Source organism: Gordonia westfalica, from assembly GCF_900105725.1.
GTDB classification, from domain to species: Bacteria; Actinomycetota; Actinomycetes; order Mycobacteriales; family Mycobacteriaceae; genus Gordonia; species Gordonia westfalica.
On record NZ_FNLM01000034.1, the window covers coordinates 820571 to 841385 of the forward strand.

14 protein-coding genes and 1 pseudogene are annotated in these 20815 nt (G+C 67.9%); 5 read left to right on the top strand and 10 right to left on the bottom strand.

Annotated elements, in window-relative coordinates; genetic code table 11:
* Nucleotide 1: 1 nt before the first annotated feature.
* From cobO to mqo, 4 genes are read right to left on the bottom strand one after another with little or no spacing between them, the layout of a single operon-like run.
* Nucleotides 2-619: a cob(I)yrinic acid a,c-diamide adenosyltransferase gene (gene cobO / locus BLU62_RS09110; RefSeq protein ID WP_074849210.1), complete on the bottom strand. Its 618-nt coding sequence runs from the start codon at nt 617-619 to the stop codon at nt 2-4.
* 24 nt (nt 620-643) lie between these two features.
* Nucleotides 644-2572 (bottom strand): VWA domain-containing protein, encoded by a 1929-nt coding sequence (locus BLU62_RS09115; protein ID WP_074849211.1) that lies wholly within the window; start codon nt 2570-2572, stop codon nt 644-646.
* Nucleotides 2569-3066, bottom strand: a complete 498-nt coding sequence (locus BLU62_RS09120) for a GNAT family N-acetyltransferase (protein ID WP_074849212.1) — start codon at nt 3064-3066, stop codon at nt 2569-2571. The genes BLU62_RS09115 and BLU62_RS09120 overlap by 4 nt, the downstream gene beginning before the upstream one ends.
* A 32-nt stretch (nt 3067-3098) precedes the next feature.
* On the bottom strand, nt 3099-4625 hold the full coding sequence (mqo, locus tag BLU62_RS09125; RefSeq protein ID WP_074849213.1) for a malate dehydrogenase (quinone): 1527 nt from the start codon (nt 4623-4625) through the stop codon (nt 3099-3101).
* 165 nt (nt 4626-4790) lie between these two features.
* On the opposite strand from mqo, the gene BLU62_RS09130 reads away from it, so the two are divergent.
* A complete protein-coding gene (locus tag BLU62_RS09130) occupies nt 4791-5852 on the top strand; it encodes an alpha/beta hydrolase (protein ID WP_074849214.1) in 1062 nt (353 codons plus the stop codon).
* A complete protein-coding gene (gene mtr / locus BLU62_RS09135; protein ID WP_074849215.1) occupies nt 5849-7246 on the top strand; it encodes a mycothione reductase in 1398 nt (465 codons plus the stop codon). The genes BLU62_RS09130 and mtr overlap by 4 nt, the downstream gene beginning before the upstream one ends.
* A 6-nt stretch (nt 7247-7252) precedes the next feature.
* On the opposite strand, the gene BLU62_RS09140 is transcribed toward mtr, so the two are convergent.
* The 6 genes and pseudogenes from BLU62_RS09140 to prpD form a co-directional block, all read right to left on the bottom strand.
* Nucleotides 7253-8056: an alpha/beta fold hydrolase gene (locus BLU62_RS09140; protein WP_084811902.1), complete on the bottom strand. Its 804-nt coding sequence runs from the start codon at nt 8054-8056 to the stop codon at nt 7253-7255.
* 13 nt (nt 8057-8069) lie between these two features.
* A pseudogene (locus BLU62_RS09145) lies at nt 8070-9649 on the bottom strand (cobyric acid synthase).
* Between the two features lie 159 nt (nt 9650-9808).
* Nucleotides 9809-13198: a pyruvate carboxylase gene (locus BLU62_RS09150; protein ID WP_099047843.1), complete on the bottom strand. Its 3390-nt coding sequence runs from the start codon at nt 13196-13198 to the stop codon at nt 9809-9811.
* A 33-nt stretch (nt 13199-13231) separates the two neighbouring features.
* Nucleotides 13232-14383: a bifunctional 2-methylcitrate synthase/citrate synthase gene (locus tag BLU62_RS31860; RefSeq protein WP_099047844.1), complete on the bottom strand. Its 1152-nt coding sequence runs from the start codon at nt 14381-14383 to the stop codon at nt 13232-13234.
* Entirely contained in the window at nt 14383-15333 is a 951-nt protein-coding gene (gene prpB / locus BLU62_RS09155; RefSeq protein ID WP_074849217.1) for a methylisocitrate lyase, read from the bottom strand. Before prpB ends, BLU62_RS31860 begins: the two co-directional genes overlap by 1 nt.
* A complete protein-coding gene (prpD, locus tag BLU62_RS09160) occupies nt 15330-16835 on the bottom strand; it encodes a 2-methylcitrate dehydratase PrpD (protein WP_074852784.1) in 1506 nt (501 codons plus the stop codon). The genes prpB and prpD overlap by 4 nt, the downstream gene beginning before the upstream one ends.
* Before the next feature lie 154 nt (nt 16836-16989).
* On the opposite strand from prpD, the gene BLU62_RS09165 reads away from it, so the two are divergent.
* The 3 genes from BLU62_RS09165 to BLU62_RS09175 all read left to right on the top strand — a co-directional run bounded on the left by BLU62_RS09165 (nt 16990) and on the right by BLU62_RS09175 (nt 20788).
* Nucleotides 16990-18417 (top strand): short-chain fatty acyl-CoA regulator family protein, encoded by a 1428-nt coding sequence (locus BLU62_RS09165; protein ID WP_074849218.1) that lies wholly within the window; start codon nt 16990-16992, stop codon nt 18415-18417.
* 242 nt (nt 18418-18659) lie between these two features.
* A complete protein-coding gene (locus tag BLU62_RS09170) occupies nt 18660-19703 on the top strand; it encodes an ABC transporter substrate-binding protein (RefSeq protein WP_074852785.1) in 1044 nt (347 codons plus the stop codon).
* An 80-nt stretch (nt 19704-19783) separates the two neighbouring features.
* Nucleotides 19784-20788 carry a FecCD family ABC transporter permease gene (locus tag BLU62_RS09175; protein ID WP_244278351.1) on the top strand — a complete coding sequence of 335 codons (1005 nt, stop codon included), beginning with the start codon at nt 19784-19786 and terminating at the stop codon, nt 20786-20788.
* Nucleotides 20789-20815: the final 27 nt, after the last annotated feature.

A 20815-nucleotide genomic window follows, 5' to 3' on the forward strand; every position in this document is an offset into this window, starting at 1 on the left:
GTCACCACTCGATACCCTTCTGGCCCTTGCGGCCGGCATCCATCGGATGAGCGATCTTGCGCATCTCGGTGACGAGGTCCGATGCGTCGATGAGTTTCTGCGGCGCCCGGCGACCGGTGATGATCACGTGCTGGCGTCCGGGGCGTCGGGCGAGCGTCTCGACGACCTCGTCGGTGTCGATCCAGCCCCAGTCGAGCGGATAGGTGAACTCGTCGAGGACGTAGAAGTCGTGTTCACCGCCGTCGAGCCGGCGGGCGATCTCGGTCCAGCCGGCTCGTGCCGCTTCGGCGTGATCGTCGGCGTGCTCGGAGTTGGCCCGCAACCACGACCACCCCTGGCCCATCTTGTGCCACTCCACCGGACCACCCACGCCGGTGTCGGCGTGGCACTGTCCGAGGGCCAGCAACGCCGACTCCTCCCCGACCTTCCACTTGGCGCTCTTCACGAACTGGAAGACGGCGACCCGCATCCCGGCGTTCCAGGCGCGCATCGCCATCCCGAAGGCAGCCGTCGACTTCCCTTTGCCGTCACCGGTGTGAACGGCGAGCACCGGTGAGTTGCGACGCTGACGCGTGGTCAAGCCGTCGTCGGGAACCGAGGCGGGAACCCCTTGGGGCACTGGATGTCTCCTTCTTCGCCGAACTCAGGCCGCGCCGCGGGTCAACGCGATCGCGGACAGCTCGTCCATCGTCAGCAACTCGGCGCCGAGGTGTCCGGCGAGATCGGCGGCGAGGCCCAGCCGGACCACCCCCTGCTCGCAGTCGACGACCACCGACTCGATCCGCCGGCGCCGGATCGCCGATGCCGCGGTCCGCGCCCGCGCCGGGGCGTCCCGGCCGGCGGTCGCCCGACCGTCGGTGAGGACGACCAGGAGCGGCCTGCGGTTCGGTTCGGTGCGACGGCAACGTTCGACGACGTCGCCGGCCAGCGACAGCCCCTCGGCCAGCGGCGTGCGGCCACCGGTGCGGATCTCGGCGAGGCGGCGCACCGCGATGTCCACCGACTTGGTGGGCGGCACGGCCAGCGTCGCGGAGCCGCCGCGGGCGACGACGACGGCGACCCGGTCGCGACGGGTGTAGGAATCCCGCAGCATCTCCACACACAGCTCCGCCACCGCGGCGAGCCGGCGTCGTGCGGTCATCGATCCGCTCAGATCCACCACGAAGACGACGAGATTCGATTCCTGCCCGATGCGTTCGGCACCGCGCAGGTCCGGCGCGGCGATCCGGAGCGGTGACGGCTGAGCACGGCCCGCCGCGGTGTGATCTGCGCGGCCCGCCGCGGTCAGCACGGTCGCGAAAAGGTGCACCGGGCGGCCGGCCTCGAAGTCGACGGCGTGGGTGGTGTGTCCGCGCCGGCTTCGCGCCTTCGACCGGCGTCCGGGGTCACCCTCGCCCACACCGGTCACGCGGAGCGCGCGGACGCGCCGCCCCGTCGGCATCGGGGCGGCACCGAAGGCAGGACCGGGCGCGGGCTGGGACCGGGACTGAGACGTGGACTCCGAATCCGATTGCGCATCAGGGGTTTCCGAGGGACCGGACACGTCCGACGGATCGGCGGGGTCGGGCGCTCCACCGTCCGGGCCGCCCTCGGGCGGGGTCGGGTCGTCGTCGGGTGACCCGGGCGAGTCCGGACCGGCGGCGTCCCGGCCGGCCGACATCGCATCGTCGAGCTGATCGGAGGACAGTCCCGATTCGTCGAACGGGTTGCGGCGCCGGCGGTGCGGCAGGGCGAGTTCGACGGCGGCCCGCACGTCCTCCTCGGCCACCGTCACGGCCCCTCGCCACGCCGCGTGCGCGGCCGCGGTACGCGCCACGACGATGTCGCCGCGGAGTCCGTCGACCTCGAGGTGCGCGCAGATGCCGGCGATCCGGCGCAGTTCACGTGTCGGGAGTTCGACCCCTCCCACGTCGTCGCGCGCCGCACGGATGCGCTGAGCGAGTTCGTGTTCGGCCTCGAGGTGTGCAGCTGCGAACCCGGCCGGGTCGGCATCGAACGCCATCCGCCGCCGGATGACCTCGACGCGTTCGTCGAGGTCCTTGCCCGCGGCGACGTCCACCGCGAGCCCGAAGCGATCGAGCAACTGCGGGCGTAGCTCGCCCTCCTCCGGGTTCATGGTGCCGACGAGCACGAAATCGGCTGCCTGCGTGTGGGATACGCCGTCGCGTTCGATGGTGACGCGTCCGCTGGCGGCAGCGTCGAGCAGGACGTCGACGAGATGGTCGGCGAGCAGGTTGACCTCGTCGATGTAGAGGACGCCGCGGTGGGCCCGGGCGAGGAGCCCCGGGGTGAACTCCGCGCGGCCGTCTCGCAGCACCGAGGTGAGGTCCAGCGAACCGACCACGCGGTCCTCGGTCGCGCCGATCGGGAGTTCGACGACGCGACCCGAGCGGTCGTCGCCGCCGATCAGCGGGCCCAGCCCGCGCACGATCGTCGACTTGGCGCTCCCCTTCTCGCCGCGGATCAGCACGCCGCCGATTCCGGGCGAGATCGCCGACAGGATGAGCGCGAGCTTGAGTTGCTCCTGGCCCACCACCGCGCTGAACGGGTAGCGGATCGGTTCGTCGCTCATCGTGAGCCGGCGCGGAGCATCGACACGTGTGGGATCCCGTCCTCGAGGTATTCGTCGCCCTCGGCGACGAAACCGAACTTGCCGTACATCTCGGTGAGGTAGGCCTGCGCTTCGATCCGGCAGGGATGGTCTCCGACCTCGTCCAGCGCTTCCGTCAGGAGTCGGGCGACCAGACCGCGGCCACGATGGGTGCGGTCCGTGCAGGCGCGGCCGATCCGGTACACCGGCCCACCGTCGGGTCCCGGCGGCTCGTGGAGGAGCCGCAGGGTCGCCAGGACCGCGTCGTCCTCCGGGTCGTCGCTCTCCGTGATCCAGAACTGACGGGTCGTCGGCTCGAGGTCACGGCCGTCGAGTTCCGGGTACGGACAGGCCTGCTCCACGACGAAGACGTCGACCCGGAGCCGGAGGATGCGGTACAGCGTCGCCGCGTCGATCTCGGCTGCCGTACTGCGATGGACCCGCGGTCGCCGGTGTTCCTGCGGTTCAGCGCTCATGTGTCGTGGTTAGCACAGATGGCCGCCCCACATCACCCCGCGGTGGCTGGGGCGAGCGCGTCGGCCTCGACAGTGCTCGCGTCGCGGCCGGTCAGACGCAGCGACTTGTTGGTCCAGTCCCACACCTGGCGGTAGAGGTCGCGGTCGCCGTTCAGCTTCTTGCCGAACGACGGGATGATCTCGGTCAGCTTCGACGACCAGCCTGCGTACTCCGACGGGAAGCACTTCTCGAGCACGGACAGCATCGCCGGGACCGCGGTCGAGGCACCCGGGGATGCGCCGAGCAGGCCGGACATGGTGCCGTCCGCGGAGGTCACGACGGCGGTACCGAACTCGAGCTTGCCGCCGACACCCGTCTTGCGGATGACCTGCACGCGCTGGCCGGCGGTGATGAGCTCCCAGTCCGCTCCGCGCGCACGGGGCACGAACTCCGACAGCGTGTTGACGCGATCGGCCTTGTTCGCGGCGAGCTCGCCGATGAGGTACTTGAGCAGGCCGAACTCCTGCGGCGCGATCGACACCATGGGCAGGAGGTTGCCGGGTTTGATCGATGCGGGCAGGTCGGTGATCTTGCCCGACTTGAGGAACTTCGGCGACCAGCCGGCGTACGGGCCGAACAGCAGACCCGGCTTGTGGTTGATCACGCGGGTGTCGAGGTGCGGCACCGACATCGGCGGCGCGCCGACGGCGGCCTGGCCGTAGACCTTGGCCTGGTGTTCGCCGATGAGGTCGGGGTTGGTGCAGCGGAAGAACTCGCCCGACACCGGGAAGCCGCCGAAGCCCTTGGCCTCTTTGATGCCCGACTTCTGCAGCAGGTGCAGTGCCCCGCCACCCGCGCCAACGAAGACGAACTTCGCGTGGACCTTCAGGACGTCGCCGGTGCGGCCGTTGCGGACCTTGACGATCCAGCTGCCGTCGGACTGCTTGGAGAGGTTGGTCACCGAGTGACCGAAGTAGATGTCGGCACCCTGCGCGACGTAGTTGAGCAGCTGCTGGGTGAGCGCACCGAAGTCGACGTCGGTGCCCTGGTCGAACCAGTTCAGCGCGACCGGGTCGGCGAAGTCGCGACCGTCCGACATCAGCGGGAGACGCTTGGTGAACTCGGCGGGATCGTCGATGAACTCCATCCCCTCGAACAGCGTCTGGCCGGCCAGGTTGTCGTAGCGCTTGCGCAGGTACTTCACGCCCTCGTCACCATGGGTGAAGGCGACGTGCGGGATCGGGTTGATGAACTCCGACGGGTCGCCGAGGATGCCGTTGTCGACCGCGTGGGCCCAGAACTGGCGCGACACCTGGAACTGCTCGTTGATGTTGAGCGCCTTGGTGATGTCGACATCGCCGTCGGCCGTCTTGGGCGTGTAGTTGAGCTCACACAGCGCCGAGTGGCCCGTGCCCGCGTTGTTCCACGGGTCACTGCTCTCGCCGGCCGCCGCGTCGAGCCGTTCGAACAGACTGATCGACCAATCGGGCTGCAGCTGACGGAGGAGCGCTCCCAGGGTGGCACTCATGATGCCCGCACCCACCAACGCCACGTCGGTCTTGATCACCGTTTTCGACACCTGGACTCCACTTCAAGCTGATCGACGATCTCTTCATCGGCCATTGTCCAGCATGGCACGTTCGGTCAGAGAATCGACCTGCTCAACTGTGGTATCCGCGACACTGCGGCGGTACCCCCGGCGAGAAGGCGAGAGCCCCGCGGCCGGGTCACTAAGCTGGCTGCTGTGAGCGTATCCGCAGGCACCGGCTGGCAACCCGACCGCTTCCTGGACCACTACCAACTCCGCACGATCCCGCTCGGCGACGATCCCGACGGGGAATCACCGGTCACCGCGACCCTGATCCGTCGCGCCGAGGCGGCCGCACGGATCGACGATCCCCGCCCGGTCGCCGGCGCGGTGCTCTACGTCCACGGCTTCACCGACTACTTCTTCCACGAGCCGCTGGCCGACTTCTTCACCGACCGCGACTACGCCTTCTATGCGATCGACCTGCGTAAATGCGGGCGCTCGCGGGAACCGCACCACACGCCTCACTTCACCACCGACCTCGCGCAGTACGACGAGGAGCTCGGCCTGGCGCTCGAGATCATCGCCGAGGAGGTGGGTGCGGAAACCAGGATCATCGTCGCGGGTCATTCGACGGGTGGCCTGATCACCGCGCTGTGGCTGGACCGGTTGCGCCGGCGGGATCCGGCGCGCCACGCGCTCGTCGACGGGCTGCTGCTCAACTCTCCGTGGCTGGATCTGCAGGGCGATGCCGTGCTGCGGACCCTGCCGGTGACGATGCTGATCAAGGCGGTCGCCGCGGTGGCCCCCACTCGGGTGATCCCACAGGAGCTGTCGGCCGCCTACGGCGAGAGCCTCCACGAAAGTGCCCACGGCGAGTGGAGCTATGACCTCGAACTCAAACCGATGGGTGGGTTCCCGGTGACCTTCGGCTTCCTGAACGCGGTCCGCAACGGACAGCGACGTCTGCACCGCGGCATCGACGTCGGCACACCGGCTCTCGTATTGCGTTCGGACAAGACACATTTCGCGAAGAGCTATTCGGCGTCCACCGACCGCGCCGACGTCGTCCTCGACGTCCGGCAGATCGCGCGGTGGAGCGGATGTCTCGGCGGACGACTGACGGCCGTCCCCATCCCCGACGCCCGCCACGACGTATTCCTCTCCGTGGCGCACGCCCGGGAACAGGCCTACCGCGAGGTCGACGCATGGCTGACCCAGACCATCCGTCCCGGCACCCACAATTCGGACCCCACCAGAAAAGAGAGCACCCTATGAGCGCCACGCAGGTCGTCGACCTGGCCATCATCGGCTCCGGCAGCGGCAACTCCATCCCCGACGAGCGGTTCGCCGACACGACGATCGCCATCTTCGAGGAGGGCGTGTACGGCGGCACCTGCCTCAACGTCGGCTGCATCCCCACCAAGATGTTCGTCTACGCCGCCGAGGTCGCCGAGATCGCCGAGCAGGGTGCGCGGCTCGGGGTGCACGCCAAGGTCGACTCGGTGGACTGGCCCGGCATCGTCGAGCGCGTGTTCGGGCGGATCGACCCGATCTCCGAGGGCGGCAAGGAATATCGCGTTGACCGTTGCGAGAACATCACCGTCTACAGCTCGCATGTGGAGTTCGACGGCCGCGACGAGGACGGGCTGTATCTCCTCGTCACCGCCGACGGCGCAACGGTTCTCGCCCGTGAGGTGGTGCTGGCCGCGGGTTCACGTGCGGTGATCCCCCCGGCGATCGCCGAATCCGGGGTCAAGTACTACACCAACAACGACGTGATGCGCCTCCCGGAACTGCCCGAGCGGCTCGTCATCGTCGGAAGTGGTTACATCGCAGCCGAATTCGCTCATGTCTTCGGCGCGCTCGGTTCCCGGGTCTCGATCATCGCCCGGGGCCCGGCCCTGCTGCGCAAGCAGGATGCCGACATCTCCAACCGGTTCACGCAGGTGGCCCGGGACAAGTGGGATGTGCACCTCGATACCGGGATCTCCGGCGCGGAGGACCTGCCCGACGGTGGAGTGCGCCTGCATCTGGCCGACGGATCGGATCTCGAGGCCGACGTCCTGCTCGTCGCCACCGGCCGGAAACCCAACGGCGACCGCCTCAATCTGTCGTCGGTCGGCATCGAACTCGACGAGGAGGGGCGGGTGCGTTGCGACGCCCACGGTCGCACCGCCGCGCGCGGGGTGTGGACTCTCGGTGACGTCAGTTCGCCGTACCAGCTCAAGCACGTCGCCAACCACGAGGAGCGCGTGGTGCAGGCCAACCTGCTGAAGGGTTGGGATGCAGACGATCTCGTCGAGTTCGACCACCGCTTCGTGCCCGCGGCCGTCTTCACCCATCCGCAGATCGCCTCGGTGGGGCTGACCGAGGACGAGGCCCGCGACGCCGGCCACGACATCACGGTCAAGGTCCAGGCCTACGGCGACGTCGCCTATGGCTGGGCGATGGAGGACACGACCGGTTTCTGCAAGGTGATCGCCGAACGCGGCACCGGCAAGATCCTCGGCACGCACATCATCGGTCCGCAGGCACCGACCGTGATCCAGCCGGTCATCCAGGCGATGTCGTTCGGGCAGACCGCACTCGAGGTCGCCAAGGGCCAGTACTGGATCCACCCGGCGATGCCCGAGGTCCTCGAGAACGCGCTGCTGGGTCTCGAGATCTAGGACCGGCTAGAAGACTGTCGACCGCAGGGCGATCTCGCTGGCGAGGGCCGCGGGAGCGTTCTGCGGGATCCAGTGGTCGACGCCCTCCAGTACGCAGAACCGGAAGTCGGAGTAGGCGTATCGACCGCTGCCCTCGGCCTGCTCGCGACCGAGCGCCGCATCGGCGTCGCTCCACACCAGGGTGGTCGGGATCTCGACGGGCGGGCACGCCATGGTGCCCTTGATGTCGCCGACGAAGTTGGCCCGGTACCAGTTCAGGGCAGCGTTCAGCGCGCCCGGTTCGCGCAGCGGGACCAGTTCGTCGGCGGTGACCCCGGCGGCCCGCAGCTTCGCGCCGTCGTCGGCGAGGAGCGTGTCCTCGGCGCCGTCGGCGACGAAATCCAGGATGTAGGACGATCGTTCGCGCTGATCGCTCGCCGCGAGCGCGTCCCGCATCGCCGACGGATGACCGGTGCTCGCAACCACGAGGCCGGTGAAACGGTCGGGGTACTTGGCGGCGAGGTGCCACGCCACGATCCCGCCCCAGTCGTGCCCGACGAGAATCGCGTAGCCGACCTTCAGTTCGTCGAGCACCGCGATGACGTCGGACACCAGGTGGCTGAGGTGATAGTCCTCGACGGCCTCGGGCCGTGCGCCCGGGCTGTAGCCGCGCTGGTCGAGGACCAGGGTGCGCAGGCCCGACTCGTGGAGCCGAGGGAGCACCGCGTCGTAGCAGGAACCGTTCACCGGGAATCCGTGAAGCAGCAGGACCCACGGGCCCCGGTCCGGTCCCCCGATCCGGACGTCGAAGGTGAGGCCGTTGACGGTCACCTGACGCTGATCTTCAGTCATTGGGCAACGATAGCGAATCCGACTGGCGGGTGCGGTCGTCCAGGTGGTGACGGATGACGGGCGCCGACGCGGGCGGCCCGTTCTCGATGAGGCGGAGCACCGCGTCGAGGTCGAGGTGCTCGCTCATCAGGTCCGCCATCGTGTCGACCTGACGTCGGCGGATCGCCTCGACCTCGGTGTCCGGGGCCACCTGGAAGCCCACGACCCCGGCCTCGGCGGCCACCTCGGCGAGCAGGGTTCGCCGGAACGCGTCGTTGGCCAACAGTCCGTGCCAGTGCGTCCCGCGGATCGGACCCCGTAGGGCGCCCTCGGGGCCGCCGACGTCGTCGACGATCCAGGTGTCCTCCCCCGACCCGACGACCCGGCCGTGGTGGATCTCATAGCCGGCGATGGCTTCTCCCCGCGCCCGGTGCCGGTGACCTGTCGCAGCGTCTTGTCGGCGGCGAAGCTGATGTCGAGGTCGAACACGCCGAGTCCGTCGACGCGGCCGCGGCCGGACTCGATCGCGTCGTCGATCGTGCGCGCCAGCATCTGGAATCCACCGCAGACGGCGATGATCGGCGCTCCCCGCGCGGCGCGGTTCGTCAGCGCATCACCGAGTCCGCGCTCACGCAGCCACCCGAGATCGGAAACGGTCGCACGGGTACCGGGGATGACCACCAGGTCCGCGGCGGCGACGCTGCCCGGGTCGTCGACCCAGGTGACGTCGACGCCGGGTTCGCAGGCGAGCGCCTCGACGTCGGTGGAGTTGGAGATCCGCGGTAACCGGATCGCGGCCACGCGAAGCCGGGCACGTCCCGCCTCGGCGGGGTCGAGCGGCGGTCCGACCCGCCGCCCGACGGGCGCCGACAGCGAGTCCTCGGCGTCGAGCCAGAGGTCGTCGGCGAACGGCACGACGCCGAGTGTCCGACGACCGGTGATCGCCCGGACCTGCTCGAGGCCGGGTTCGAGGATCGTCGGGTCGCCGCGGAACTTGTTGACGACGTAGCCCGCGATCAGCGCCTGATCTGCGGGATCGAGGATCGCGGTGGTGCCGAACAGCGAGGCGAGCGAGCCGCCGCGGTCGATGTCGGTGACGAGGAGGACCGGGAGTCGTGCGGCCTGCGCGAGTCCCATGTTGGCGATGTCGTTGGCACGGAGGTTGATCTCGGCGACCGATCCCGCGCCCTCGCAGATGACGACGTCGAAGTCGCGGCGGAGCGCGGCGAGTTCCTCGGTGACGACCTCGCGCAGCCGCGACCGCCAGGACAGGTAGTCGCGGGCCCCGACGTCACCGGCCGGACGCCCGCGCAGCACGACGTGGGAACGCCGGTCGCTGCCGGGTTTCAGAAGTACCGGATTGAATCGCGTCGAGGGTTCGAGTCCGCAGGCGAAGGCCTGCAGGGCCTGGGCGCGTCCGATCTCCCCGCCGTCGGGCGTGACGACCGAGTTGTTCGACATGTTCTGCGCCTTGAACGGCGCGACCCGGACACCGTCGCGTGCCAGCGCACGGCACAGGCCTGCGACGACGAGACTCTTGCCGGCGTCACTGCTGGTCCCGCCCACGAGCAACGCACCACCGAGATCGGCCACCAGGACATCCCCTCCTCGACTGTGAACCAGGTGTCAATCTTCCCTTGCCGGTCGGGGGAACTCGACTTCGAGGTCTTCTCCCGCGCTCGGCCGGACACCTTCGGCGCTCACTGGTGGTGAGCGCGCATGTGGTTCGCCACGCGTGAGCTCAGGAAGCCTTCAACCGATCTCGAGGAGCAGATCGCCGGGGGCGACCTGGGTGACCGAATCGATCGCGAGCCGCGCGACCCGACCGCCCACGGGTGCGGTGATGGTCGCCTCCATCTTCATCGCCTCGATCGTGCCGATGGCCGCACCGGCAGCGACCTCGTCGCCGAGGCCGACACTCAGTGACACCACGCCGGCGAAGGGTGCGCCCACGTGACGCGGGTTGGACCGGTCGGCCTTCTCCGCGGCGGCGACTTCGGCGTCGACGGAGCGGTCACGCACCTGTACCGGCCGCAGTTGTCCGTTGAGGATGCACATCACGGTGCGCATACCCTTCTCATCGGGTTCGCTGATGGCTTCGAGCCCGATGAGCAGTTCCACACCCGGTTCGAGCTCCACGCGATGTTCCTCGCCGTATCGCAGGCCGTAGAAGAACTGGTTCGCCGACAAACGTGAGGTGTCGCCGAAGGTGTCCTGGTGATCGTCGAAGTCTCGTGTGGGGCCGGGGAACAGCAGTCGGCTGAGGGTGTGCTGCCGCATAGGTCCGGGAATGTCCAGCGCTGCCGAGTCGTCGGCCGAGAGTTCCTCTGTCGCCGACGCATCGGCGCGGCCCTCGAGTGCCACCGTACGAAGCGGTTCGGGCCATCCGCCGGCGGGATCGCCGAGGTCGCCGCGCAGAAAGCCGATCACCGAATCCGGGATGTCGTAGGCGCTCGGATCGGCGGCGAATTCCTCGGCGGTGATCCCACCGCCCACCAGGGCCAATGCGAGATCGCCGACCACCTTCGACGACGGTGTCACCTTGATCAGTCGGCCCAACATACGGTCGGCGTCGGCATACGCCTGCTCGACCGCCTCGAAACGATTGCCGAGCCCGAGTGCGATGGCCTGCTGCCGGAGATTCGACAACTGACCACCGGGGATCTCGTGGGTGTAGACGCGGCCGGTCGGCGCGGGCAAACCGGATTCGAAGGGCGCGTACACCTTTCGCAGCGCTTCCCAGTACGGTTCGAGGTCGCACACCGCCTGCAGATCGAGACCTGTGTCGCGGTCGGAGTGCGCGGCCGCGGCCACGATCGCCGACAGTGCGGGCTGACTCGTGGTCCCAGCCAGCGCGGCGCTGGCACCGTCGACGGCCGATGCACCCGCCTGCCATGCCGCCAGATAGGTGGCCAGCTGACCGCCGGGGGTGTCGTGGGTGTGGACGTGGATCGGCAGGTCGAAGTTCTTGCGCAGCGCCGACACCAATGCGGCCGCGGCCGGCGCGCGCAACAGGCCGGCCATGTCCTTGATCGCCAGCACGTGCGCACCCGCGTCGACGATCTGTTCCGCGAGGCGCAGGTAGTAGTCGAGCGTGTAGAGATCTTCACCCGGGTTCGCCAGATCCCCGGTGTACGACATGGCCACCTCCGCCACCGCCGTGCCTGTCTCCTGGACGGCATCGATCGCCGGACGCATTGCGTCGATGTTGTTGAGGGCGTCGAAGATCCGGAAGATGTCGATGCCGGTCGCGGTCGCCTCGGCGACGAACGCCATGGTCACCTTCTCCGGATAGGGGGTGTAGCCGACCGTGTTGGCACCGCGCAGCAGCATCTGCAGGCAGATGTTGGGCACCGCTTCACGCAGCTGCGCCAGCCGATCCCACGGGTCTTCCTTCAGAAAACGCAGCGCGACATCGTAAGTGGCGCCGCCCCAGCACTCCAGGGACAGCAACTGCGGGGTCATGGCCGCCACATACGGCGCCACGGCCATCAGCCCGGTCGTACGCACCCGGGTCGCGAGCAGCGACTGATGCGCATCACGGAAGGTGGTGTCGGTGACGCCCAACGCCTTCGAATCGCGCAGGTCGTCGGCGAATCCCTGCGGCCCCAACGCCAGCAGACGCTGCCGCGAGCCGTCCGGCGGCGATGCCAGACTCGTCCGGCCCAGGGTGGGCAGTTTGTCGCGCGGGTACACCGTCGTCGGACGCTCGCCGTGGGGTTTGTTGACGGTGACGTCGGCCAGGTAGGACAGGATCTTCGTGCCGCGGTCGGCCGAGGACCGCGAGGTCAGCAACCAGGGCCGTTCCTCGATGAACGACGTCGTGACCCGTCCCTCGCGGAAGTCGACGTCGTCGAGCACCGCCTGCAGGAAGGGGATGTTGGTGGCCACGCCACGGATGCGGAACTCGGCCACCGCACGTCGGGCACGGCGTACCGCAGTCCCGAAATCACGCCCCCGGCAGGTCAGTTTGACCAGCATCGAGTCGAAATGCCCGCTGACCTCGCCGCCGAGTACCGCGCCGCCGTCCAGGCGAACCCCGGCACCCCCGGGACTGCGGTAGGCGGTGATGCGTCCGACGGCGGGCCGGAAGTCGTCGGCCGGATCCTCGGTGGTGATTCGGCACTGCATGGCCGCCCCGCGTATGTCGAGCCGGTCCTGACTCAGACCGAGTTCGTCCAGTGATTCACCCGAGGCGATGCGCAGTTGCGCGGCAACGAGATCCACGTCGGTGATCTCCTCGGTCACCGTGTGTTCGACCTGGATACGCGGGTTCATCTCGATGAACACATGCCTGCCGTTCTCATCGAGGAGGAACTCGACGGTACCGGCGCAGGTGTAGCCGATGTGACGAGCGAACGCGACGGCATCAGAACAGATCTGTTCACGCAGCTCCGGCGAGAGATTCGGTGCCGGTGCCAGTTCGATGACCTTCTGATGGCGCCGTTGCACCGAGCAGTCACGCTCGAAGAGATGGATCACATTGCCGTGAGTGTCGGCGAGGATCTGCACCTCGATGTGGCGCGGATCGACCACCGCCTGTTCGAGGAACACCGTCGGGTCGCCGAACGCCGCTTCGGCCTCACGAGAGGCCGCTGCGATCGCATCGGCCAGGTCGGCCATCCTTTCCACCCGACGCATACCGCGGCCACCGCCGCCGGCAACAGCCTTCACGAACACCGGGAACACCATGTCGCGTGCAGCCCGAACCAACTCGTCCACATCGGCCGACGGCTCCGACGACGCCAGGACCGGCAGGCCCGCCGCCTTGGCCGCGGCGACCGCTGTCGCCTTGTTACCGGTCAACTCCAGCACGTCTGCCGACGGTCCGACGAAGGTGATTCCCGCGTCCTGGCATGCTCGGGCCAGCCCCTGATTCTCCGACAGGAATCCGTAGCCCGGGTAGATCGCGTCGGCGCCACAACGTTGCGCCGCCGCGATCACCTCATCGACCGACAGGTACGCGCGTACCGGGTGTCCCGGATGCCCGATCTGGTACGACTCGTCGGCTTTGGCTCGATGGACGGAGTTACGGTCCTCGTAGGGGAAGACCGCAACGGTGCGGGCACCGAGTTCGAAGGCCGCGCGAAAAGCGCGCACAGCTATCTCGCCGCGGTTGGCGACCAGGACTTTCTCGAACACGTGTCTCTCTCTCGTCGGGCTGGGGGGTGGTCGCTATGCCGAGGTCAGTGACCGTTGCGGCAGACCCGAGTACTGGCTGAGCGGTCGGATCAAGGCGTTGGACGCGACCTGCTCCATGATGTGCGCGGTCCACCCGGTGATCCGGCTCATCACGAAGATCGGCGTGAACGAGGCGATGTCGAAGCCCATGAGGTAGTACGCCGGGCCGGTGGGGAAATCGAGGTTGGGCTTGATGCCGGTGCGTTCGTCCATGACCGCTTCGAGTTCGGCGTAGATCTGACACCACTTGGTCTCCCCGAGGTGATCCGCCACGTCGAGGAGGGCCTTCTTCATGGTGGGTACGCGTGAGTCACCGTTCTTGTAGACGCGGTGACCGAAGCCCATCACCTTCTCTTTGGCATCGAGTTTCGCGGTCAGCCACGGCCTCGCCCGGTCGGGCCGGTCGATGTCGATCATGTCGTACATGACGGCCTCGTTCGCCCCGCCGTGCAGCGACCCCTTCAACGCTCCGATGGCAGCGGTGACCGCACTGTAGATGTCGGACCGGGTGCTGGTGACCACGCGCGCGGCGAAGGTCGATGCGTTGAAACTGTGTTCGGCGTAGAGCACCATCGACTTCTCGAAGGCCCGGACGATCACCGGGTCGGGGACCTCGCCGAAGCACATGTTCAGGAAGTTCTCGGCGTAGCCCAGTCCGTGGTGGGGCGCGATCGGGTCCTGGCCGCGCCGGCGGCGCATGTCCGCGGCGACGATGGTCGGCAGCACGGCGAACATCCGCACCGCCTTGTCGTAGTTGGCCTCCGGAGTGCTGACTTCCTCGTCGGGATCCTCGGTGCCCAGAAAGCTGATCGCGGTACGGACGACGTCCATGGGATGGCAGTTCTCCGGAATCCGCTGCAGCACGGCCTGAGTCGAGCGGTCGAGTCGGCGGCTCGCGCGTTCACGCTGGGTGAACAGGGCCAGCTGCCCGTCGGTCGGCAGCTCGCCGTGCCAGAGCAGGTACGCGACCTGCTCGAACGAGCAGTGCTCGGCGAGATCCTGGACGGCGTAACCGCGATAGGTCAGCGAGTTGGTCTCCGGTACGACCTTGGAGATGGCCGTGGTGTCGACGACGACACCGGCGAGCCCTTTGTAGATGGTGGGGGTCTCGACCGCTCCCGCGGCGTCCGCTTCGGTTGTGGTCATCACGGTGCTCCCTCGATGGTGAAGTTGAACAGATCGGAGTCGAAGTCGTTGTAGTCCTCGTAACGAAGCAGTTCGTACAGCCTGCTACGGTGCTGCATCTCGTCGAGAAGCCCTGATTGTGTTCCCTGCGTGACGATGTCACGCAACCGTCGTTCCACCGCACCCATCGCGATACGCAACGTGGTCACCGGGTAGATGACCGCGTTGTAGCCGACACTCGTCAACTGTTCGGCGGTCAGCAGATCCGACTTCCCGAATTCGGTCATGTTCGCCAGCAACGGCACGTCGACGGCCTTGCGGAACTGCTCGAACTCGCCGAGGTCGCGGAGCGCCTCGGTGAAGATGAGGTCGGCGCCGGCGTCGGCATAGGCCTTCGCCCGGTCGATGGCGGCATCGAGCCCCTCGATCGCGCGGGCGTCGGTGCGCGCGCAGATGACGAAGTCACTGTCACGGCGGGCGGCGACCGCCGCACCGAGCCGCTTGACCATGTCGCGGGCGGGAACGACGTCCTTGCCGTCGAGGTGACCGCAGCGTTTGGGATTCACCTGGTCCTCGAGGTGACAGCCCGCGAGTCCGGCGTCCTCCAGTGTTGCGACGGTGCGAGCGGCGCTCATCGGTTCGCCGAAGCCGGTGTCGGCGTCGATCATGGTGGGGAGTTCGCTTGCGCGGGCTATGGATCCGCCCCGGGTCGCGACCTCGGTGAGCGTGGTGAGCCCGATGTCGGGCAGTCCCAGGTCGGCCGAGAGCACCGCACCGGACACGTAGACACCCTCGAAGCCGACGTCCGCGATCAGCTTCGCCACGAGTGGTGAGAATGCTCCCGGCCAACGCTGGAGGGCCCCGGAGTCGAGACCCGCCCGCAGGGCCTGCCGCTTCGACGACGCGGAAGCGTTCGACGAGAACAGGCCCGAGACCGCGGAGGTGGTGGCTGCCTCAGTGGTGGCGGTCATCGGAAAATGCCCTTCCCGGTCTGCGGAGCCTTGTCCAGGACTGCCGGAAGGACAAGCGTGTTCAGCACCGACAGGCCACCGGCGGCGATCGTCTCCAGCTTCTCGACATCGCCGAGGAAGCGGTCCTGCTCATCGAAGTCGACGACGCCCTCGGCCATCGAACGGAACTTCGCGGTGTACTGGTCCCGGCCGAACGGACGGGCGCCGAGCGGATGCGCGTCGGCGACGGCGAGTTCGTCGGTGATGACCTCACCGTTCCGCAGCGTGATGACTGCCTTCGCCCCGAATGCCTTCTCGTTCGGATCGGTCGAGTGGTACCGGCGGGTCCACTCGGGATCCTCGACGGTCGAGATCTTCTTCCACAGTGCGATGGTGTCGGGGCGGTTCGCACGCTCCGGGGCGTAGGACTTCTCGTGATCCCAGGTGCCGTCCTGCAGGGCGACGGCGAAGATGTACATCACCGAGTGGTCGAGGGTCTCGCGGCTGGCGGTCGGATCGAACTTCTGCGGATCCCCGGACCCGGTTCCGATGACGACATGTGTGTGATGACTCGTGTGCAGCACGATCGACTCGATGTCGTCGAAGTCGGCGATCTTCTCACGCATCCGGCGGGCGAGGTCGATCGGCGCCTGGCTCTGGTACTCCGCGGAGTGTTCCTTGGTGTAGGTGTCCAGGATTGCCCGCTTCGGCTCACCGGGCCCGGGGAGCGGGATCGTGTACTCGGCGTCGGCCCCGCTCAGCAGCCAGGCGATGACGCCGTCCTCGCCCTCCCAGATCGGGGCGGGGGCACCCTCTCCGCGCATGGCGCGGTCGACCGCCTCGACGGCGATCTTGCCGGCGTGGGCGGGCGCGTAGGCCTTCCAGCTGGAGATCAGCCCCTTGCGCGACTGGCGGGTCGCCGTGGTCAGATGCAGCGCCTGACCGATCGCCTGATAGATGGTCTCGGCGTCCAGGTTCAGCATCGTGCCCAGACCGGCGGCCACCGAGGGCCCCAGGTGGGCGACGTGGTCGATCTTGTGCTCGTGCAAGCACATTCCGCGGACGAGGTCGACCTGCACTTCGTAGGCGGTGGCCAGGCCACGGATCAGGTCATGGCCGCCGGCACCGACGTGCTGTCCGACCGCGACGAGTGCGGGGATGTTGTCGCCGGGATGGGAGTACTCCGCGGCGAGGAACGTGTCGTGGAAGTCGAGTTCGCGCACCGCCACGCCGTTGGCCCACGCGGCCCACTCCGGGGAGAAGGTGCCGTCGATCCCGAACACCGTGGCGCCCGGTGTGCCCGGATGAGCCTGCGCCTGTCGGCGCGCGGAGGTGACCGGACGGCGGATGACCGAGGCGGCACTCACCGCGGCGTTGTCGATGATGCGGTTGATGATCATGTCGCGGGTGTCGGCGGGTACCTCGACCGGGTCCACGGCGATGTCGGCGATCTTCTGAGCGAGATGCTCCGACTGCGGGAAGTCCTCGGAGCTGCGATGGGTCCGGACGTGATGATTGATCATGTTCGCACCGTACGCATCCATCCCTCCCCTCGAAAAGACCTGGCAGATGCGTATTCTTGCGGACGCGGTCGGAAGAATTTGCGAACGTTGTGGATGCGGAGAGCGTTATGCTGCCGTCGTGAGGAAAGCAGGAGGCGGATCACCCGGCCGGCGCATGTTCGTTGGCGCGAGACTGCGTCGGCTACGCGACGAGCGAGGCCTGTCCCAGGCGGCGTTGGCCCGGCGGATCGACCTGTCGACCAGCTACGTCAACCAACTGGAAAACGATCAGCGGCCACTCACGGTGCCGGTGTTGCTGACGTTGTCGCGCGAATTCGACCTCGACGCAGACTATTTCGCCCCGGACGGTGACGCCAGGCTCGTTGCCGACCTCGCCGACGTCCTCGCCGCCCAACCTGACGTCCCCGACGTCAGCCGCGCGGAGATCGCCGAACTCGTCGCACGCATGCCGGCGGTCGGTACGACACTGGTGAACCTGCACCGCCGCCTTACCGCCGCCGACAGCGAAGTGGACAACTACCGGGCGCAGGTGTCCGGCGACCCGTCCCGCCCGGCGTCGACCCCGATGCCGTTCGAAGAGGTCCGTGACTTCTTCTACGACCGGCGCAACCACATCGATGCACTCGACGTGGCAGCCGAGCGGATCTTCTCCGATCACCGACTGACCATCGGCGGCCTCGACCTCCAGTTGGCCGACGTACTGGCCTCCGATCACGGCATCCGGGTGGCCATCACCCACCACCCGGACCCGGCCGCCCGGGCACACACGCCCAAACGACGATTCGACGCGACCGACCGCACCGTGCATCTGGCGGGGCGACTGACCGCAGGACAGCGCGCGTTCCAGCTGGCGACCCAGTTGGCCATGGAAACCCAGTCCGAGGTCATCGACGACATCATCGCCGGCGCTGATGATCTCAGCGATGAAGCGGTCCCCGTTGCCCGAATCGGTCTGGCCAACTATTTCGCCGGCGCACTACTACTGCCGTACGAGATCTTCCGACAGGCCGCCGACGCCGCACACTACGACATCGAGTTGCTCAGCCTCGGTTTCGAAGTCGGGTTCGAGACCATCTGCCACCGGCTGTCGACTCTGCAACGACCGGGCAGCCGCGGAATCCCGTTCATCTTCGTACGCGTCGACCGCGCCGGAAACATCTCGAAAAGACAGTCCGCCACCGCATTCCACTTCTCGCGAGTCGGCGGCAGCTGCCCGCTGTGGGTCGTGCACGACGCCTTCGCCACACCGGGGCGAGTCCTGACCCAGGTCTCGGCGATGCCCGACGGGCGCTCGTACTTCTGGCTCGCCCGCACCACCGTCGAACCCGGCGGGTACCTCACCCCTCACAAGAGTTTCGCGATCGGACTCGGCTGCGATGTCGCCCACGCCGAGCGACTCGTCTACTCCACCGGCGTCGACCTCACCGATCCCCGGACGGTGGTACCCATCGGGGCCGGATGCAAGGTGTGCGACCGCCCCGCCTGCCCGCAACGCGCTTTCCCCCAACTCGGGCGACCCATTCACGTCGACCCCGAGGTCAGCGACTCCGTGCCCTACCGTCCCCGGCCGGTACAGGATTGACCGGACGGTCCCGCACACCAGGCGGCGAGCCGGTCAAACCGGACAGGCACGGTGCCGCTAAGGTGACCGTGGCCGCTTTGCGGCGCCGATCGGTCGAGAGAATCCGGTGCAAATCCGGAACTGACGCGCAACGGTGAGCATCCAGTCCGACAAACGACTGCATGCGAGTCCGATCGCTCCTCCGCTCGGCTCAGGTATTCCTGGGCTCCGCGAGTGGGCCCATGACCGGAAAGCTCTCACTCATGCGCATCTCAGCGACCCGCTGCGCGATCACCCTTGCCGCGACCCTGGTCCTCGCCGGCTGCACCGGCTCGGACAGCGACACAGACGAAGCCGCCGCCACCGGCGACACCGTCACCATCGACAACTGCGGTCGGACCGTCAGTGTCGAGTCCCCGCCGCAGCGGGTGGTCTCACTCAACCAGGCCTCGACCGAGATCTTGCTGTCCCTGGGCCTCGCCGACCGCATGGTCGGCACGGCGACGTGGACCGACCCGGTCCGCGAGAATCTCGCCGACGCCAATGCCGCGGTCCCCCGGCTCGCCGACAACAAACCGTCGCTGGAGACCGTGCTCGAGGCGAACCCGGACTTCGTCACGGCATCGTTCGGCTCGTCCATCGGCGACGGTGGAGCCGAGGGCCGCGACCAGTACGAGAAGCTCGGCGTACCCACCTATCTCTCGCCCACCGACAACGGTTGCAACGGCGACGTGTCCTCGGCTTCCAACGCCGACGGCGCACGCACGACCCCATACACGATGGACAGCGTCTACCAGGAGATTCGCGAGCTCTCAGCGATTTTCGGTGTCGACGAGCGCGGCGAGGATCTCATCGACGAACTCAAGGGCCGCGTACGCGCGGCCTCGGAACCGGTGAACGCGACAGGGGTGACACTGGCGTACTGGTTCGCCGACACCCAGACCCCGTACATGGCCGGATGCTGCGGCTCGTCGGGAGCCATCACCACCGCGGTCGGCGCCACCAACGTCTTCGCCGACACCACCGACGAATGGCCGCAGGTGCCCTGGGAGACAGTCGCCGACCGCAATCCCACCGCGCTGGTGCTGGCCGACCTGAGTCGACGCAGCGTCGACGGCGACGCACTCGACAGCAAGATCGCGTTCCTCGAGTCCGATCCGGTCACCGCCCAGATGCAGGCAGTACGCGACCGCCGCTACATCATCGTCAACGGCGCGGACATGAACCCGACGATCCGCACCGTCGACGGCATCGAGAAGGTCGCGGCTGCACTGCAGAAGTGGAACCTCGCCACTCCGCAATCGTGACGTCCGACGTGGCGACCGAAGAGACCTCGGTCGAGGCAATCGAAGCACCCCTGGCGACTCGACGATCCGACTCGACCGCCGTGTTCATCGGCGTGCTCGCCGGCGGAGTCGCCCTACTGATCATCTCGATCGCGGCGGCCGTCACTCTCGGCCCGGCAAGCCTGTCGGTACGGGACGTATACGCCGTCATCGGCGAGCACTGGGGAATCGGCTCGTCGGGCCTGACCGCGTTACAGGACGGCATCGTCTGGCAGCTCAGACTCCCCCGCACCCTCCTCGCCGCGGTCTGCGGCGCAGGACTCGCACTGTGCGGGGCGATCATGCAATCGCTGCTGCGCAACCCCCTGGCCGACCCGTTCGTTCTTGGTATCTCCTCAGGTGCCTCGACCGGTGCGGTACTGGTGGCGATCCTCGGAATCGGGGGCGGGATCATCTCGCTGTCGACCGGTGCGTTCGCCGGCGCGGTGGTCGCATTCGCGACAGTCATCGCCCTGGCTGCGGGTGCGGGAGGAGGCACCGCGAAGGTCATTCTCGCCGGAGTCGCAGGGACACAACTGTTCTCTGCGCTGACCTCGTTCATCGTCATGTCCTCGGCGAACGCCGAACAGACCCGCGGGGTGCTGTTCTGGCTACTGGGCTCGCTCAGTGGCGCCGACTGGTCGGACGTCATCGTCTGCGGCACGATCACCGGCTTCGGAATCGTCGTCTGCCTCACGGTGTCCTCATCGCTCGATGCGTTCACCTTCGGCAACAACGCAGCGGCGGCTCTGGGGGTGTCCGTCCGCAGGATCCGGATCCTGTTGCTCACCGTGACCGCGTTGATCACCGCATCACTGGTGAGCGCGGCGGGCGCGATCGGGTTCGTCGGTCTGGTGCTGCCACATGCGGCCCGATTCCTCGTCGGGCCGCGGCACGGACGGCTACTCCCCGCCGCCGCGGTGATCGGCGCGGTGTTCATGGTGTGGGTCGACGCCGCTGCACGAACCCTGTTCGCCCCCCAGGAGATCCCGGTGGGCGTCGTCACGGCCCTGGTCGGGGTTCCGGCCTTCGCACTCATACTGTTCCGCATGCGGGGCACCGCATGAACCCATCCACGCAACGGACGGTGTGCT